This window comes from Mesorhizobium salmacidum (SeqCode) (assembly GCF_037179605.1).
GTDB classification, from domain to species: domain Bacteria; phylum Pseudomonadota; class Alphaproteobacteria; order Rhizobiales; family Rhizobiaceae; genus Mesorhizobium; species Mesorhizobium salmacidum.
The window spans coordinates 1-18,286 of sequence record NZ_JAPYKS010000022.1 but is presented as its reverse complement, the minus strand read 5'-3'; the positions used below and the strand labels follow the sequence as shown (position 1 = coordinate 18,286).

At 58.3% G+C, this 18,286-nt stretch carries 9 protein-coding genes and 4 pseudogenes; 7 read left to right on the top strand and 6 right to left on the bottom strand.

What is annotated here, in order from left to right; all coding sequences use genetic code 11:
- The first annotated feature begins 191 nt into the window (after positions 1–191).
- The 4 genes and pseudogenes from O7A60_RS25130 (at position 192) to O7A60_RS25115 (ending at position 6,402) form a co-directional block, all read left to right on the top strand.
- The gene (locus O7A60_RS25130) at positions 192–1,793 is read left to right on the top strand and encodes an ABC transporter substrate-binding protein (RefSeq protein ID WP_337108471.1); all 1,602 of its coding nucleotides are present in this window, start codon (positions 192–194) and stop codon (positions 1,791–1,793) included.
- A 110-nt stretch (positions 1,794–1,903) separates the two neighbouring features.
- A pseudogene (locus O7A60_RS25125) lies at positions 1,904–2,175 on the top strand (ATP-binding cassette domain-containing protein); the annotation flags it as partial.
- Between the two features lie 303 nt (positions 2,176–2,478).
- Positions 2,479–4,815, top strand: a complete 2,337-nt coding sequence (locus O7A60_RS25120; RefSeq protein ID WP_337108470.1) for a penicillin acylase family protein — start codon at positions 2,479–2,481, stop codon at positions 4,813–4,815.
- A gap of 81 nt (positions 4,816–4,896) precedes the next feature.
- Positions 4,897–6,402, top strand: a complete 1,506-nt coding sequence (locus O7A60_RS25115; RefSeq protein ID WP_337108469.1) for an amidase — start codon at positions 4,897–4,899, stop codon at positions 6,400–6,402.
- Between the two features lie 234 nt (positions 6,403–6,636).
- Here the strand turns inward: O7A60_RS25115 and istB are convergent, their stop codons facing one another.
- The 3 genes and pseudogenes from istB to O7A60_RS25100 all read right to left on the bottom strand — a co-directional run bounded on the left by istB (position 6,637) and on the right by O7A60_RS25100 (position 10,675).
- Positions 6,637–7,371, bottom strand: a complete 735-nt coding sequence (gene istB, locus O7A60_RS25110) for an IS21-like element helper ATPase IstB (RefSeq protein WP_337108468.1) — start codon at positions 7,369–7,371, stop codon at positions 6,637–6,639.
- Positions 7,304–8,838: pseudogene (istA, locus tag O7A60_RS25105) on the bottom strand (IS21 family transposase). Before istA ends, istB begins: the two are co-directional and overlap by 68 nt.
- 280 nt (positions 8,839–9,118) lie before the next feature.
- Positions 9,119–10,675 (bottom strand): serine hydrolase domain-containing protein, encoded by a 1,557-nt coding sequence (locus tag O7A60_RS25100; protein WP_337108467.1) that lies wholly within the window; start codon positions 10,673–10,675, stop codon positions 9,119–9,121.
- A 665-nt stretch (positions 10,676–11,340) separates the two neighbouring features.
- On the opposite strand from O7A60_RS25100, the gene O7A60_RS25095 reads away from it, so the two are divergent.
- From O7A60_RS25095 to O7A60_RS25085, 3 genes and pseudogenes are all read left to right on the top strand, one after another.
- Complete coding sequence (locus O7A60_RS25095) at positions 11,341–13,134, top strand: gamma-glutamyltransferase family protein (RefSeq protein WP_337108466.1); 1,794 nt, start codon at positions 11,341–11,343, stop codon at positions 13,132–13,134.
- A 35-nt stretch (positions 13,135–13,169) separates the two neighbouring features.
- A pseudogene (locus O7A60_RS25090) lies at positions 13,170–13,757 on the top strand (transposase); the annotation flags it as partial.
- Positions 13,758–14,387: 630 nt separating this feature from the next.
- Positions 14,388–15,086, top strand: coding sequence for a class I SAM-dependent DNA methyltransferase (locus O7A60_RS25085; RefSeq protein ID WP_337108465.1), 699 nt, complete (start codon positions 14,388–14,390; stop codon positions 15,084–15,086).
- 1,011 nt (positions 15,087–16,097) lie between these two features.
- Here O7A60_RS25085 and O7A60_RS25080 read toward each other — a convergent pair.
- From O7A60_RS25080 to O7A60_RS25070, 3 genes and pseudogenes are all read right to left on the bottom strand, one after another.
- Positions 16,098–17,267, bottom strand: a complete 1,170-nt coding sequence (locus O7A60_RS25080) for a M20 aminoacylase family protein (protein WP_337108464.1) — start codon at positions 17,265–17,267, stop codon at positions 16,098–16,100.
- A 400-nt stretch (positions 17,268–17,667) separates the two neighbouring features.
- A complete protein-coding gene (locus O7A60_RS25075; protein WP_337108463.1) occupies positions 17,668–17,871 on the bottom strand; it encodes a heme-binding protein in 204 nt (67 codons plus the stop codon).
- A 1-nt stretch (position 17,872) separates the two neighbouring features.
- A pseudogene (locus O7A60_RS25070) lies at positions 17,873–18,286 on the bottom strand (malate synthase G); the annotation flags it as partial.

Genomic DNA, 18,286 nt, shown 5'->3' with positions numbered 1-18,286 from the left:
ACGGTGCCCATCTAGTCACGTGGGGGATCGCTGAGGCTGACGTTTCACACCGTCCGCTTTATGTGGTCCGCATTTCAGCAGCGAACGCATTTTGGCGCAAATACTCCGCCTTCGCGCGCTTATGCTCTTGTGCTCATCCAGCAGATGCGCACGGATTAATCGCGCGAATGGCTCAGAAGGGAACGCTTAGTATGACAATCTCTCGACGCGACCTCATCAAGGTGGGCCTGGCGGCCGGCACGGCTGTATCGATGCCGTCGGTCCTTCGGGCGCGGATGGCTCCAACCGACGCGCGTACGGTCCGGATGGTAATGGGTGACCTCACAGTCTACGATCCGATCTTTACGACCAGCGACCTCGCCACGTTCCATGGCCTGGCCATTTACGACACGCTATTCTCGCTCGACTCCAATTTTAAGCCGCAGCCGCAAATGGTCGGGAAGTGGGGCATTTCCGACGACAAGAAGACCTATACGTTCGAGCTCCGGGATGGTCTCGGCTGGCACGACGGCACTCCGGTCACTGCGGCGGACTGTGTCGCCTCGATCCGCCGCTGGGGCCAGAGGGATTTTGGCGGAAAACTGCTCATGGAGCGGGCCAAGGATATCTCGAAAAAGGACGACAAGACGTTCACGATTTCGCTCAAGGAGCCGCTAGGAGTGTTGATCGACCTGTTGGCAAAAGTATCGCAGCCATGCTTGTTCATCATGCGCGAGAAGGACGCGGATCGCCCCGCAACCGAGCAGGTGACCGCGAACATTGGATCGGGGCCGTTCAAGTTCAATCACGCTCTTGCGAAACCTGGCGCGAGCGTTGGCTACGATCGCAACGAAAAATACGTACCGCGTGGTGAGCCTTCTAACGGATTCGCCGGCGGGAAGATCGTCAACGTCGATCGCGTCATCTGGGACAATATCGCAGATGAGCAGACTGCTGTGGCGGCCTTGCAAGCGGGTGAGACTGATTTCATCTGGTCTCCGCCTGCCGATCTCTACTCGGTAATCGAGAGCGATCCCAACCTTGCACTTCAAGTCTTGGACAAAACGGGAGAAGACTGGTGCCTTCGCATGAACCACCTGCAGAAGCCGTTCGACAATGTGAAGGTGCGTCAGGCGATGCTATACCTGATCAATCAGGAGGCGTTCTTACGCGTCATTGCTCCCGACCCAAAATACACGGCCTCCGTAACTTCAATCTTCGGGAACGGAACTCCCTATTCCAACGACGAAAACACGGGGTGGTTCAAGAAACGCGGTGATCCGGAAAGAGCCAAGCAACTCTTCAAGGAGGCGGGATATGCCGGCGAGAAGGTCGTTATTCTTCAACCGACGGACTGGCGGGAAGCCTCCGATGCCTCGCAGTTACTGGCGGCCACGCTCCGGAAGATCGGGGTCAATGCCGAGCTTGCGCCGAGCGACTGGGGTGGGCTTTCCAAACGCCGGGCGAACAAGGGTCCCGTTGAGGACGGCGGCTGGAGCATCTTCATTTCGAGCGCTTCCGATTTCTCCCTCGGCAATCCAGTCGCTCAGGTCTACCTAAACGCGAGTGGCGACAAGGCCTGGTTTGGCTGGCCAAAGAGCGAGGAATATGAAGCGCTGCGGGCCAAATGGGTAGATGTCGACACGCTCGACGAGCGCAAGGCCCTGGCTCGCAAGATGCAGGGAATATGGTGGGACTTCGTCGGCGACACTAGGCTGGGCCAAAAGGTTACGCCAATCGCGCGCCGCAAGACTCTCGCTGGACTTATCGAGATGCCGAGCCTGATTGCAATCTGGAACATGCAGAAGGCATGAGCGCGATGGCTGACTATGCCCTTGGCAGGATGGTCTCAGCGAATGCCATCTGAGCTTCCTGGGGTAGGCGTGCCGCCGAAGATCCCCAGCCGGGGCAACATGATCTCAAGTTGTCGCTATATTCTCGGGGAAGGCAGCGTCCTCGTGCCTTGGGTGGCATCAGCTTCCAGGTCAAAATTGGCGAAACGCTCGGCATGTCGGCGAATCCGGATGCGGGAAGAGCGTCACCGTCCTTTCCATTCTGCGCCTGCTGCGGGAGCTGACCGCCAATACCATCGGCGGCCAGATCCGCTTTCACGGACGGGACCTCCTGAACCTCTCCGACCGGCAGATGCAACAAGCCCTACTGCCTCAGCCTCGTCTGATCGGCCTTTCTCCGCTCAACCTACAAATCGTGATCGTCAGCGCTTTGTCCCCGCGAATAGGCGTGGAGAGTGCTAGGTGCGGCGGGGACAAATTTGGGCATCACGTCGACAGCACGTCAACTTTCGCGTGAGGGGGTGCCGAAGTAACTCTGACCGAGGTGAAAGGAGGAGGGACCGTAATGGCTGAAATCGGAAACCGGCCTTGGCAGCGGCCCGATATCTGATTTGCTACGCACCGATAGGCGGCCGAGCAAGCCTCGACAGCCCAAGTAGTCGAGGCATCGCTGAGGAAGCGTTTTTGGTCTATAGGGGATCCGGGTATGACAACGGCGATTGCATCGAAGCTCCTGAAAGTGAAGGGGCTTCATAGCGAAGTGTCTATCAATATCGATCGATGGGGTTTACCCCACATCCGAGCAAAAAACCTACACGATCTTTTCTTCGCGCAGGGTTGGAATGTGGCACGTGACCGACTGTGGCAAATCGATCTGGCCCGCAAACGGGGCCTTGGCCTTCTCTCGCGCGATTTTGGCCCTGGATATCTTGCGCAAGACAGGGCTTCGCGCCTTTTTCTCTATCGCGGCGACATGGCGTCTGAATGGAAAGCATACGGATCAGACGCTGAAGAAATCTGCGCTGCATTTACAAGCGGCATCAACGCCTACATCGATGCTTGCGATGTCGGCTTAGCCCAGCTTCCCCCCGAATTTGCTGTACTAGCAAATCGGCCGGATCGCTGGAAGCCGGAAGATGTCGTCCGCATTCGCACCCATTGCCTAACGCGGAATGCGTCTTCCGAACTCGTGCGCTCCAAAGTCATGGCTTTGGCCGGTCCGGAACTCGGGGCAAAGCTCGACTTACTTCGAAAGAAACTGTCCCATGGCCGCATTCCCACGCCTGCGGCGGGGTTTGACCCGACAGTAATGAGCGACCGAGTGTTACGGGATTTTCAGCTCGCAGTTAGCCCGGTAACCTTCTTGGAAGAAAGACTGAACTGTTCATTAGAGGAGGCCGGCGCTTGGACTGCCGTGCTTCCATCTGGTGAGGTTAGCCGTTCGTCCTTTGAGCAAGGCTCAAACAACTGGGCAATCTCGGCACAAAAGACGACAACTGGCCGCCCCATTTTAGCGTTAGACCCTCATCGCACGCACACTCTACCTTCCATTCGTTACCTCGTGCATCTTGCAATGCCGGGTTTGAACATAATTGGCGCTGGGGAGCCAATGGCCCCCGGCATATCGATGGGACACAACGGAACGGCTGCCTTCGGCCTCACGATCTTTGGTGCCGATCAAGAAGATATCTATGTCTATGATACTGATGTGGCTGATCCCGATAGATACGCCTACGATGGTGGTCGGGAGAAAGTCCACGTCGTCGACGAAGTCATTCCGGTCAAGGGATACTCAGAACAGCGGGTTCGGCTAAAGTTCACCCGCCACGGACCAGTGCTTTATCAAGACGAGAAAAACAACCGCACCTTCGGACTGAGGACTGTCTGGATGGATCCGGGAATGGCGCCCTATATGGCCAGCCTCTCGGTCATGAGGGCAAAGAGTCATGATGAATATGTGCGTAGCCTTAAAGGTTGGGGATGTCCTTCGGTCAATCATGTTTATGCGGACACCAGCAATACCATTGCTTGGCAGCCTTCCGGGGCCACGCCTGTTCGCGAGAATTGGGATGGTCTCCTCCCCGTACCAGGAGACGGTCGTTTCGAGTGGAGAGGCTATCTTTGCCCTAGCAATGGTCCATCAGAGCTCAATCCAGCGCGCGGTTTTATCGCCACGGCGAACGCAATGAACGTTCCAGATGACTGGTCAAAATCTAATCCGGCAATCGCCTACGAATGGCTGGACAGCAGCAGACACGACAGGCTGCATTATGAGCTTAGCCGTGACGAGCTTCTCTCCTTGGAAGACTGCATCCACCTGCAATGCTCGACTTTCTCCCCTCTTGCGATGCGGATTACCAAGGCCGTGACCCAGCTTTTCAGGGATGCAGGCGATCTGACAATCTGGCAGTTTCTAGCAAATTGGGACAACGATCTGTCAGCGGATTCGGCGCCAGCAGCTCTGTTTGAGGTCTGGTTGAGCAAACACCTGGGGCCCTTGGTCGCGAGGTGTGAAGCTGCCTGTGCTCAAGTGATTCCGTTACTCATGCCGTTTGACCCTCCAAGCATTGCCGCGTGGCTGGAAAACGCTGCGCCTAGTATGGAACTTGTTGAGGATCTGCAAACTAGCCTCGTGAATGCCTGGACGGAATGTTCGACGTTGATGGGGAGAGATCCCGCAAGTTGGTCGTGGGGCCGTCTCCACACGCTACATCTGCGGCATGCTCTCCAGTCACTCGTAAGTACGAATTGGTCTTCGGAATCGATAGGAGTAGGCGGCAGCGGCTCGACCCTCAACTACGCAACTTACCGCTTAAGTGATTTTTCGGTTATCGCCGGCCCGTCTGTACGTATGGTAATCGACGTCGGAAACTGGGACGAGAGTCTCTTCATCAATAATCCCGGACAGTCCGGCATTCCGGGATCGGCACATTATGCAGATCTGGCGTCGAGCTGGAGGCAAGGTGAATACAAACCGTTGCTCTACTCCATGACAAAAGTCGATGAGGCGACATCTTCGATGATCGTTCTTGCGCCAGCTTAACGTGATGGGAGCGTCCATCCCAAAACCATAATGTGTTCCGTCCCGCTCTGCCAAACTTCTCTCTATGGGGGAACCCGAAACGTGAGGCAAACTTCCGCGACCGATCCTGCCGATCTCGGCGCCATCGAGGCACGCAGCCTAATTGCCCGCCGCGCTCTTTCGCCACTTGAACTGGCTGATGCCTGCATTGCCAGGGTAGAAGCCATCGACCACGCCGTCAATGCGCTCGTCGCGCGCGATTTCGATGGCCTCCGCGCCGGTGCCAAATCAGTAGAAGACCGATTGATGTCGGGGCTCCTTCTCGGACCCCTTCAGGGACTGCCCTTCACTGTCAAGGATATGATCGATGTCAAGGGCCTGCCCACGACCTTCGGCTCTGAGATATTCCGCGGCCACATCGCCAGCAAGGACGATGCGATCGTCGTTTCAATGCGTGAAGCTGGCGCAATGCCAATCGGCAAGACCAACAATCCTGAATGGAGCGCGGGTGGCAATACGAGAAACCGCGTTTATGGCGTGACCGCCAATCCGCATGATCTCAGTCGAAGCTGCGCTGGCTCGTCCGGCGGATCCGCCGTAGCGCTGGCTTGCGGCTATGCCCCGCTCGCCACCGGCTCAGATACCGGCGGAAGTCTCCGCAACCCCGCCTCCTTCTGCGGCGTCGTCGGTTACAGGCCGAGTCCAGGGGTAGTGCCTGGCGACACTCGCGCCATGGCATTGATCCCGTGGTCGACCTCCGGACCGATGGCTCGCAACGTCGCAGACTGCGCCCTGATGCTTTCCGTCCTTGCCAGGCCCGACCAGACCGATCCTTTCACGACGGTGATCGACGGGCGTACCCTTTGGGACCCGGGAAGTTTTGCCAATCTGCCGCGGCGGGATTTATCATCACTGAAGATCGCAGCGACTGAAGATTTCGGCTTTGCACCGACCGAGAGCATCGTTCGGCGTCATTTTGGCAGTATTCTGTCGCGCTTGGAGCCGTATTTCGGCGCGCTCGACGAAACCACGCCCGATTGCAGCGACGCCGATCAAATCTTTTCAGTTCTGCGCGCAGTGGTGTTCCTTCGCTTTGCCGACCTGGTCGACAACCAGCCTGATTTGGTTGGACCGAACGTCACGAATAACGTGGCGGAAGGGCGTAGTTACTCCGCAGAAGATGTCGCGAAGGCCCTGATGGCACAAGGGCGTTATCAGCGTGACTGGCAGGCCTTCTTCGCGGAGTACGAATATCTGTTATCGCCGGCGGTCGCGATAAGTCCGCGATCCTGGCGGGAACTCTACCCAACGGAAATCGATGGTCAGGCGACCAAAAGTTATTACCATTGGCTCGCCATGGCCTACGCCTCGACAATTCCTGGCCATCCGTCAATCACCATCCCGTGCGGGCGCGACGAGAACGGGCTGCCGTTCGGGTTGCAAATCGTCGGGCGCCGTCACGACGATCTGGGCCTGCTCGCCATGGCAAATGAACTCGAGCAGGTGATTGCGGGACACTCTGACCTCGCGCCATGCGCGCCGAATCTCGATGTGCTCAAATCCGCGCCGCCCTTGAGCTCCGCAGATGGCTTTCTTACCTTTGATTAAAAGCGAAGGGATTTGAGCGATGTGGGTGTTCCGGGCTCCGATCTTCGCCGAGTGGCACTGCCTGTCTATGGGGCGAGCTCTTTCTGTCAATGACCGTGGAATCGGGACTCTGTATTTTCGCGCAAAAGGGACCCCCTTTTGGGGCTTGTGAGAGGCACGCCGTAAGCGCCCGATCAGGCGAAGCTGGTCGGGGTTGCACAGCCTGATCGGGCGCGGCTGATTGGCTTTTTGGCTTTAGCTTTGAGAGCGGCTCTTGAAGCGCCAGGACTCGTTTCCGGTCTCGACGATCTCGCAATGATGGGTGAGCCGATCGAGCAGCGCGGTCGTCATCTTGGCGTCGCCGAAGACGGTGGGCCATTCGCCGAAGGCGAGATTGGTGGTGATGATGACGCTGGTGCGTTCGTAGAGCTTTGAGATCAGATGGAAGAGCAACTGCCCGCCGGCCTGGGCGACGGGGAGATAGCCGAGTTCGTCGAAGACGACAAAGTCGAGCCGAGTAAGATGGTCGGCAATGCGGCCCTGCCGGCCGGCACGGGTCTCGGTCTCGAGCCTGTTGACGAGGTCGACGACATTGAAGAAGCGGCCGCGTGCGCCGTTGCGGATGAGGGAACGGGCAATGGCGATGGCCAGGTGCGACTTGCCGGTGCCTGTGCCGCCGACCAGGACGACATTGCGCTGATCGGCGACGAAGGCGCCGCGGGCGAGCTCTCGGATCAGGCTCTCATTGGCCGGCGTGCCGGCAAAATCGAAGTCCTCGATATCCTTGGCCAGCGGCAGCTTGGCGACGGTGAGCTGGTATTTGATGGAGCGAGCCTGCTTTTCCGATATCTCGGCCTGCAGCAGGTCGCCGAGGATCCTCGGCGGCTCGTGCTGCCGCTTGATGGCGACGCCCATTATCTCGTCATAGGACGCGCGCATCCCGAAGAGCTTCAGCACCCCCATCAGTTCCAGAACCTCGGTGCGTTCCATGGCTGCTTGTCCTCCTGAGACTGTCATAGCGGGCGCAGTCGGCGATCGGCTCGTGAGCCAGCTTCAGCGCCTGGGGAATGGAAAGGATCGTGCCCGGCGCCGGATCGCGGCTGCGGGCCAGGATGTTGAGGATCACTGCCGCCGACGAGACGCCGTGATCGAGGGCTTCCTGGCAGGCGGCCTCGACCGCGCTCAATCCGTCGGTCAGCACGCAGGTGAGGATCGACACCATCTGCCGGTCGCCGCCATCGGCCGCCTTGAGCTTGCGGCGCACCTTCTCCATGGCTGATGGCAGAACCCATTCCCGGAACGGCGCGCCGTTGCGCAGGCCGCCCGGCTTGCGGGCCAGCACCGGCACGTAGTGCCAGGGATCGTAGACGACCTCGTTGCGGCCGAAGGAGCGAACGTGTTCCCCCACGACCACTCCATCCTGGCGGATGACGATCCGGTCGGCATAGGCATGGATCTCGACCGGCCGGCCGACGGCACTCGACAGCACCGAATATTTGTTGTTGTCGAAGCGCACCGTGCACGTCTTCGACACCGATGCGGGAATGCAGTGGAAGCCGTCGAAGCGCCCGGCATAGGGAATGAAGCTGGCCCGTTCTTCCTCGAAGACGTCCCAGACCGTCCGATCGCCCTGCTCGGGATGGCGATGCGCCTTGGCGTAGGCGACGCTTTTGTCGGCCAGCCAGCCGTTGAGATCCTCCAGCGTCTTGAAGCGCAGCCTTGGCGTGAAGAAGCGCTCGCGCACCAGCCCGACCTGGTTCTCGACCTGACCCTTCTCCCAGCCAGCCGCCGGCGTGCAGGCCTCCGGCTCGACAAGGTAATGCCCGCACATCTGCGCAAAGCGGCGGTTGTAGCGGCGATCCCTGCCGATGAAGATCGCGTTGCGTGCAGGCGCCGCGGAAGAAGCTGAACGCCCGGTCATGGGCGTCGAACACCATCTCCTGCGTTTCGCGCGGATAGGCCAACGAAGAACATACGGCTGTGGCAAAGCCGCATGTGCGCCACCTTCACCGTTACCGTCACGCCATCGAGCAGGACGATCTTGTGGCTCCAGTCGAACTGGTAGGCCTCGCCGGGCGCAAAGCTCAGCGGGATATAGGCTTCGGCCGCGGCGCTGCCGCGATCCGACTCCCAGCTCTGCGCATGCCGCCATACCGAACTGTAGCTGCCGTCATAGCCGAGGCCGCGAAGTTCCTCGAAGATGCGGATCAGCGTCAGTCGCTCTCGCTGCGGCTTCGCTGCATTCGCCGACAGCAGCCGATCCAACTCGTCGCGCCAGGCGCCCATCCGGGGATAGGGCTGATGCTTGCGCTCGTAGCGGAACTCCGTCTCGTCCGAACGCAGCACCTTACGCACCACCTTCCGGGAGATCTTCAACTCCCGGCAGATCGCCTTGATCGACTTCCCCTGCACCAGCGACAGCCGGCGTATCTTTGCAATCGTCTCCACGACCAACATCCAAAACACAAATGCCTCCGATCAAACCGGAGGCATCTTGATGACCCCATCATCATTAAGGGGTCCCGTTGGGACGAAAATCACCCCTCAAACAGGGTCCTCATTCCACGAAAAAACACACTCTTTCCTCTTCGACTGCGTCCTTATCCATGCCATCCGCCGCCTAGAATAGGATCAGGCCTCCACACGGATGGAGACACACCACATCTCCTGTTTCTCGAACGTCATGGCACTGAAGTTTCGGCACGGGGAGGCTGACTATCGTCATTTTTGGTGTCGCTCAGGCTCGCGTAAACCGGAGTCTCTTGACCCGCTCCGAGTTCAACTCGAAACCATTTCCGGTGACGCTCAGCGTGGCACTCCATGGTAGGCCAGCATGCATGCCCGTGCTGGGCTGGAGCAGGAACCAGAGATCCTTGTCCGCGGCGACGATGGGCGCCTTCATTGCGCCAATATCGGAGCGCAAGCGGAACACGCCACGCTGCACATCGCCATCGATCTTGACCTCAAGGCCCTGGGCGTTGTTTACGTAGCGGCCGGCGAGAGGAGCGGCTGCCCTAGGATCTGCAACCAAGGGGACGTAGATTCTCGGCGTGCCGCAGAACGTGCCGTCGATCGTGCCGTTTGGCCGCGGACTGAGAACAAGGTCGGTGACCGATCTCTCGGGCTTCGGGCCGCCCGGATGGCGGAAATCAAATCCCGTCACACCATCAGAACTGACAAAGGTCGGCACACCGTTCTGGTCGACGATCTCAATCACATTGGTGCCGCCTTCCTGCCGGTACCGGCCGGGAGGAAGTTTGATCAGCGCTGGCGCCGAGATCCCGAAATAGATGTCGGCGATACGGTGGGCGACAGCAAAGGTGGCAACCTGATCGTTATTGGCGATGACAACGATGCCGAGCCCGTCATCTATGAAGCGCATCGATTCCGACTTGCCGCCGGCGACCGCCCCACCGTGGCCAACCGCGCGACGGCCGCAATACACGTCCGTCACCAACCCAAGGCCGTATAAGCCTGTAGCGCCATTGTCGAAGACACAGGGTGCGCTCATGCGCTCATACATTTGCGCTGTACCGACCATGGGATCGGTCAGGTTCTGCTGCCAGAGCACCATGTCGTCGAGCGTCGAAACCATGCCGCCCTCGCCGCCGAATTCAATCCCCCAACCCAGATGGGCCCAGCCGTCAGCGCGTTTTGTATAGTGAGCGGCCAGGCGCTTCATCGCCAACCCATCGCGCAACAGGAGGGAGGTGTCGTCCATACCGAGCGGGCCGGTGATGCGCTTGCGCAGGACGTCGTTGAAAGTCGCGCCCTCGATCTGCTCGATGATATCGGATAGCATAAAGAAGCCGGCATTCGAATAGGTCATCGCACTGCCGGGCTTAAAGTTGAGCCCATCCTGCGTGGCAATGACATCACGGACGGTCTGACGGTCTGAGGGCGCGAAGATTGACAGGCCGCCAATGGTCATCATTTCTAGGTGGTCTCGGTAGCCGCTGGTATTGGAGGCGAGGTGATTGAGCTTAACCGGGTACTCAAGCCGGGGGACATAGCGCAGGTGCTCCTGCACCTCATCCTCCAGGCTGAGCTTGCCTTCCGCCTCCAGCATCAGGATCAGCAGCACGGTGAATTGTTTGCTCTGCGAACCGATACGGATGATAGTCTTACGCCCCATCGGTAGATTGTCATTGATGTTCGCCAAGCCGTAGGCGCTAGCGAATATCTCCTGGCCGTTCTCCGTCACCGCAACGACAGCGCCAGGCATCTCAGCCTCGCTAAACTGGCCAAAAAGCGCGTCGACGCGCTTCGCAAAATCGGCGTGTGACTTGATCATGATCGTCGTTCCTCGGCGGTGATGCTAGTGGACTTCGCCGAGAACAATGGCGCATGGACAGGGGAGTTTCGCGCCAAAATGCATCGGCTTTTGAAGAACAGGCCGCATAAGCGGCGATGTTTGCTATGTCTCAGTCTTGAAGCCGCACGTACTGCTTTGAAATCCTCGACGAGATCAAGGGGCTCAGGGTCCAACTGGGCCGACTACAAGGGTGAGTAATTTTCCACCGACAGCCACGTGTTCACTGCTGCAGGCACAAGGCGGCCGGCAATCAAGCAATCAGCGGGTACGGTAAAGGAGGTTGTTCTTCGACCGATCGGCGCGCGAACCTCGACGACGGTAGATGTTGGGGACGAGCGGGGTGGTCACTCTCCCAATGGAGCAAACTGTGTTCGTTTGAACCTTCCATAACCCGGATCAACCGCGGAGCGACATGTAATAGCACCGGGATGTCTCCCGTAGCCGCTGGGCTTCGCAAAGGGCGTTTCAAACCCGCCCCATTTGTGAGGTTGATACTTCAGCCCAGGCGCATTTTGGCGTAAACTTTCCGCCTGCATGCTCCAATCTCTTAGTATTCCTCCAGGCATGGATCAACCGCGCGGCTGCCTCAGAAGGATGCGACTCATTGAGGTACTTGGGATCGTGCGGCTAGTTGGGACAGGCTGATGGAAGTAATACTGAGTGCGCACACGGATCGGCTAGAATATAGCGAGAGCGGCGATCAGGAAGGATCAGTCACGGTGCGGCCGGTTATCTACGGCCTAAACAACGTGATTTCCACCGGGCATTGGCTGACATCCTTTGCCGGTGCGCGCATGCTCATGCAGGGAGGCAATGCCTTCGATGCCGCTGTCGCGGCCACATTCGCGGCGGCGGTGGTCGAGCCGACATCGTCGTTCTCGTTCGGGAGCGAATGTGTATGCATGCTTTGGGATGCCAAGAAACGCGAAGTGCGCAGTCTGTGTGGTCAGGGCGCGGCGCCGAAAGAGGCTACATCGGGCTTTTTCCTGAAAAAAGGGGAGAGAAGCATACCAACAGGGCCCGGCCCCAAGGCACCGCTCTCCTTCACGACCCCGGGTATGTTCGGGGCGGCTCTGCGAATGCTGAGGGACTACGGCACGAAATCAATCCAAGAAGTGCTTCAGCCGGCCATCGAGTACGCCTCGCAGGGAATAGCATTCTACGAATACATGGTTGCGCGCCTTGATGACTTTGGGCGCGACCAATTGCAAAGTTTCACCCCGGCCGTGGCCGAGATCTTTTATCCCGGAGGAGAGCGCGGCAAGACTGGCGATCTCCTCAAGCAGCCAGCCCTGGCCAGAACCCTTCAATCGCTCGCTAACGCCGCGAATGGTCTCGAACGCCTGGAGGGCATCGGCGCCGCGCGTGTGCAGTTCTATTCTGGTGCAATCGCCGACGAGATCAACGCTGCATCCAAACGCTTGGGTGGCCCGCTCCGAAAGGACGACCTCGAGGCATTTCAAGAAGATTATGAACAGCCAGTGATGGGAGAGTTCGAAGGCTGCACAATCCAGTGCCAATCGTTCTGGTCGCAAGCGCCTGTCCTGATCCAGGCGCTGAACATCCTCGAGAATTTCGATCTCCGAAAACTCCAGTTCAATTCGCCCGGCTATATCCATATTGTTAGTGAAGCGCTGAAACTAGCTCTCGTCGATCGTGACGCTTATTATGGCGATCCGAAACTGGTCGAGGTCCCGCAGAGCGCGTTGCTGTCGAAGGAATACGCCAAAGACCGCGCTAGGCTGATCGACCTTTCGAGAGCCATGGCGGGACTGCCAGCTCCGGGAATCATCGACGGCTTCCGGGCCGGGACGATAGCGTCATGTGAGGCTTCGCCGAAGCCCGCTAGCGGTCCCGAAACCGGCACCACGCACATTTCTGTTATTGATGCCGTCGGCAACGTGGTTGCCTGTACACCGAGCGGCGGTGCATTCTCCAAATCCGTTTTCCTGGAAGAGTTGGGCTTCACACTCAGCACACGCAGTGAGATGTTCAATTTGGATGAATCCCATCCGAACTGCGTCGCTCCCGGAAAACGGCCGCGCACTACCCTCGTCAGCTATATTCTGACGAGCCCGACAGGCGACATCATGGCCTTTGGGTGCCCGGGCGGCGATGCCCAGGTGCAAGCGAACTTACAGCTCATCCTGAATATGCTGGTATGGGAAATGAACGCCCAGACCGCCGTCGAGGCGCGGCGATTCGCTACTAACTCAGTGCCCAATTCTTTCTACCCGCACACCTGTTCGAGAGGTAATCTCACTCTTGAGAGCGGGTTCCCGCAGGAAACCATAGCAACCCTTAAAGACATGGGTCATGCAGTCAGCCATGTCTCAACATGCGGAATGGGTGCGACAGTCACTTTGATGAGCAAGGAAACCGGGGTTAGGGTTACCAGTTCTGATCCCCGGCGGTCATGCCACGCAATAGGCTGGTAGGCTTGAGGAACGCGACGTTCGCCGCCGCTGCCCCCTGGCAGACGGCCTACGGCTGGTTCCGCGAGTTGGCGCGGCGCTTTCTGTTCCAGACTATCCAGGATGTGGTGCTGATGCTGGATCGCGAGCGAGCCGGGAGCGAGGCCAGTCCCACGGCTGGCGTGATCGACAGGCAGTTGGTCGAAGCTCCGGAAGCTGAAACAAGCGGTTAGGACGCCCGGCAAGTAGATTGTCGGCCGCAAGCGACACATTGCCGTCGATGCGGATAAGCGACTGTCGATGGCCAACTTCACCACCGCCCGTATCTTCCACAGTGCCGGTGCTCAGGCGATCCGGGATGCTCTCCACAAACGCTGGCCCTGAGACATCTGTTCGCCGACGTGCCTAATGACCAGCTGTAGCTTATGGACAAAGCCGCCTATCTCGACTTCCTGGTCGACATCATTCGTCGATCCACGACCAAAGGGTTCCAGATACTGCCCCGACGCTGGGTCCTCGAGCGGACCTTCGGTTGGATGACAAGATGGCGCCGCCTCGTGCGCGACTGCGAGCAGCGCATCGACGTCTCGCAAGCCATGATCCTGGTCGCAATGGGCAATCTCATCAGCCGAAACGCTCATCCGTGAATTTCAAAACGGACTCTTCTATGTTCGGGATTGGACAAATGCCAAGGACCAGGAACGCGTCCGCTGGGTCGTCAAGGGCGTAAGGCGGCTTGGCTCGGCATGCTACTTGCTTCTACCCGGATGCCCGCTGACTGTCGGAGGTCAGCAGCTGGATGGCAGCTTGTCGAAGCTAAGACTGCCGATGCAGCCAGGCGACTTCTTAGATACGAGAGACGACTATGGGTACTCCTTTGGAACCCCCGAGACTGGTGCTGAATGGATCACCGATTATGGCCTCACGTCTTGACCGCGCTCAATCACCGCCTTTGAGACATTGGGCGCTTCGGTCGTCACGCCGCTCACTCTGAGACGAACTCAGCATGGATGAAGGGAAATGACCGAATTGCCCCCAACTCGGCGAGAGGCTTCACGCCCGGTCGCGATCGGAAAAGGCGCTCGTCGAGCCCCGCTTTACAGACGGAAGCTGCGGACAATGGTGAAGAGGACGCTGGTCAAAGGCTGGTTCACTCTTAGCACGACGGGCTTCACGCATGGTGAGGAAGTACTCGGCGAAACAAATTATCGGCATATTTGGCCTCAGATTTTGAAAGGTGGCCAGCTTACATCTACTCCATTCTGAGGAATAATAAGTTGACCGGACAAAATGGAATTCGGCTAGCCCGCAAGAAGCGAATCGAGGCATCAACTGCGCTCGACGGCGACGCCGATCGCTTGGTCCAATATTACCGTGCGTGGGCCGGCTGCTACGAGCTGGACGTAGAGCGCGAACACTATCGCAGCCCCTTGGTCGTGGCGGAACTGGCGGGCGCCGTTCAAGCGGCCTACATGGACAAAGAGCGAGCAGCGATCGCAATCCTGGACGCTGGCTGCGGTACAGGCCTACTTGGCATTGAGTTGGATCAGCTCGGCTTCCGCTTAATCGATGGGTTCGATCTTTCCGAGACAATGGCCGACATGGCGAGGCAAACCGGCATCTACCGGAATGTCCAAGGCGATATTGACCTCAATAGGCCGCTCTCTGACTATTCCAGCGCGAGCTATGATATGACGGTGTGCTGCGGCGTCTTCATGCTGGGACATGTCAGCCCGCATGGGCTGCGCGAGTTGGCCCGCGCGACGCGCCGGAATGGTTTTGTGGTGGTAAGCACTGAAAGGATCTATGCGGAGGCAACATCCTTCGAAACGGAGGTGTTGCGCCTCCAGGAGGAGGGCGTCCTTACACCGGTCCAATATCTGAGCAACGGCAGATACATCGGGGAGGACGAGGCGCACTACTGGGCTTTTCAAGTGCATCGGGCGCCCGGCGGCAACGGAAACAATCTCGGGTAGAAGATTGCAATCCGCATTCTTCATCAAAGTGCGCGCTGGTTCATTATCATGGCGTTGGTCATCGGGTTATCTCCCTGGATGTCTTGGGTGTCCTAATCACAGACCGAGCAGGGAGGCGTCGACGTACAGCCATCAGGGTTTCAATCTCTGAGATGTGGCCTTGCGGGGCAGTAGCCACAGACAGCAGCTCTATTAAAGGCGCCCCCCCGAGGTGGCTGCTTCTCCATCCACCACCCTGCGCAAAAGCCCGGCCGATACTAGTAGCACCGGCAGGGGATAGAACCATTAATTTGGACCGTTTTGGGTCTGGATTAGCAGCTTCCACCGAATATCGCCTTTGCTAGTAGAGTGTTGGCGATGATTTTGCGGCGGGAGCGGGTCGCCGTGATTACACGCCGCTTCGTCGCGACAGTTAGTACAAACGTATATCCCTGAGTAGGGTACGCGAGTGCCGGGGGTGTGCATCTCGTCGAACTTTGAATCGTTTGTACACTTCAGTTCATCGCCGTTTTTGTAGAGCGCCATATTGTATTATCCCTCGTGATTGCGCTATAGGACGCATTGGTTGATTTCCCCGGCGGGGTTACCTTGGTGCTCATTCGCTGCGGAGCGTCCTGTGATTTGGCTACAGTCGCCGCAGTTATATAAGAACAATACTTCAGCGCAAGTCCTTCCGCACTTTATCCATAGATAGTTCGTATCTCATGTGTTTGTGCGTAACGGGTGAAGATTTCTGGCAAATTTAACTTGGAGGATTGCCGAGCAACTGTGCTGCGCCGCGGTGTTGGTCCACTCATGAACGGCCATTCTGCGTCTCACAGCTGGCCGTGCGAATAGCGAGTCGGGATCGAGCCCAGCTGCGCGCCCACATCCATCCTCCGGCGAAGGCGGCCAGGTTGATCGATCGGGGACGGAACGGAAGCGCGGTGTTGGTCCCCGCACCTGCAACGCTCGTCAGCCGCAGACCAGAGTTGCTCCTTACGCACGTCGGCGTTTTGGACGGACTGGCGCTCACCGCACCAGGATTAGCTCTACCAGCTTCACCCACCAGCCAATGCCGTAAGGCAGCGCCTCGTCATCGAAATCAAACGCCGGGTTATGACATTCAGCGGTCCGTCCGTTGCCAACAAAGATGTAGGCGCCCGGCCGCTCCTGCAGCATATAGGCGAAGTCCTCCGCGCCCATGGATACTCTGACTGCATCGTTCACGGACGACGCGCCCACCAGATTTCTGGCCGCGGTAACGGCCACCTTGGTGTTATCGGGGTTGTTGAAGGTAGCCGGAACGGAACGCATGTACTTGAATTCGATGTCCGCACCGAATCCCTGAGCAATACCTCTGGCAACCGACGGTATCTCTCGCTCGGCGAAGTCTTGCAGGGTAGATCCCAACGTCCTAACGGTTCCGGAGATCTCAACTTCATCGGGAATGACATTGTAGGCTTGGGCGGCCCTCAATTTGGTGACGGATATCACAAGCGACTCCAGGGGATCGGTCCTACGGGAAACGAGGGCCTGCAGGCCTAGAATGATCTGTGCTGCGATCACGACTGGATCAGTGGTTCGGTGGGGCGAAGCCGCATGGCCTCCTGTTCCCTTAACGACGATATCGAAATCGTCCTGCGACCCCATGATTGGGCCAGGGCAGATGCCGAACTTGCCGATGTCAATGCCTGGCGCGATGTGCATGCCATAGACTTCGGATATGCCGAAGCGATCCAAGATCCCTTCTTGAACCATTCTTAAGGCGCCCGACGGGAGTTCAACTTCTTCGGCCGGTTGAAAGATCAGGGCGACAGTGCCTTTGAAGTCCCGGGTAGCAGCTAAGTGTTTCGCTGCACCCAAGAGCATGGCTGTGTGACCGTCGTGACCGCATGCATGCATGTTGCCCGGTGTTTTCGAAGACCAGGGCTTGTTGGAAGCTTCAACGATTGGTAGAGCATCCATGTCTGCCCTCAATCCGATTGTGGGCCCGTCTCCGCCTTGGCCCTGAATCAACGCGACGATGCCGGTTTCAGCAATACCCGTCTCGATATGGTTGATCCCAAACGAAGCCAGTTTCTCGGCCACGAACCTCGCTGTGTTCTCCAATCGGTAGTCCAACTCTGGATTCTCGTGGAGATAGCGGCGCCAGTCGGTCGCCTCGCCCTGTAGCTCCCGGAAAGTTTCAATACTCGTCATGCTGCATCAGACCTTTTGAAATGCTGCGGAACCACTCTGGCAACCACGTTATGCCGCGAAGGGACGGCCATTATGTGAAGCGCATTTTTGAGCTCGGGATTGGGAGCCCATCCTTCCGATCGCTCAATAATATGTGCCTAAGCAGATTGGTGCATGAGCGCGTCCGTGTGACGCCAAACTGCACCGCCTTCTGAAACATATGCAACACAAAGCCCTACGTTTTGAAATGGGGCACAGCTTTTCCAGGTAGGTCTCGAATAAGAGGTGGTCGGCTTCAAGAGCAACGGATTACTGCCGCTTATGCCGGGCTGAGGGATCAAGCCGCCCCTTTTCGATCCAATACACTGCCGTTGCTCGTGGTTCGGAAGTATCGCCCGTAATACCTACGGCGCCGAGGAGGTCACCCGCATTGTTTCATACCAGAACTCCACCAGGAACGGGGACGATCCTCCCGCATCGATGCTCCGTCCAGCTTCTGGAACCCGATCAGGACACCGCCGGCTTGGACGACCACAACGCTCAGTTGCTTGAGGCCGCTCTTCTGCGCCGCGGACACCGCACTTGCTATGATCTTGTTGGCGGCTGCCAGATTCAGTGCACTCATGTCAGTTACCCCCAGCACGTTCGCAGACGGTCCTCGCTTTCAGCTCTAGCCTGCGCGCGTGCAGCACCGGCTCGGTGTAGCCGTTGGGCTGGATGCGGCCCTTGAACACCAGGTCGCAGGCGGCCTGGAAGGCGACGGAGCGATCGAAATCGGCTGACATCGGCTGGTAGAGCGGGTCGCCTTCGTTCTGCTGGTCGACGATCGCCGCCATGCGCTTCATCGTTTCCATAACCTGGTCGGCCGTGCAGACGCCGTGATGCAGCCAGTTGGCAATGTGCTGCGAGGAGATGCGCAGCGTGGCGCGATCCTCCATCAGGCCGACATCGTTAATGTCAGGCACTTTCGAGCAGCCGACGCCCTGGTCGATCCAGCGCACGACATAGCCCAGAATGCCTTGCGCGTTGTTGTCGAGCTC